The organism is Rhizobium ecuadorense, from assembly GCF_001187535.1.
GTDB classification, from domain to species: Bacteria; Pseudomonadota; Alphaproteobacteria; order Rhizobiales; family Rhizobiaceae; genus Rhizobium; species Rhizobium ecuadorense.
On record NZ_LFIO01000753.1, the window covers coordinates 1 to 210 of the forward strand.

The 210-nt window shown below is 63.3% G+C and carries 1 protein-coding gene; it reads right to left on the bottom strand.

All coding sequences use genetic code 11. The annotated features are described in order from the left end of the window. Positions 1 to 210, bottom strand: a 210-nt coding sequence (locus AF337_RS40370; protein ID WP_193393616.1) for a GMC family oxidoreductase N-terminal domain-containing protein, incomplete at both ends; no start/stop codon positions are given.

Consider the following 210-nt stretch of genomic DNA (forward strand, 5'->3'; position numbering starts at 1 on the left):
TCTCCCCTGTGTCCTCTGGCCCACACCATGACATTGATGCTCGAACCGCCACCGAGCCCTTTGCCCATGCTGAGAGGAAGACGTCGACCGTCCAGGCCAGGTGCCGGTTGTCCGACAAAACCCCAGTCCCGGATCGAGCCGAGATTGAGCGGCCACTGCGTAGGGTTTGTAACGCTCTCGGCCGCATCGTCCCCGCCTGCCTCGAGCAGT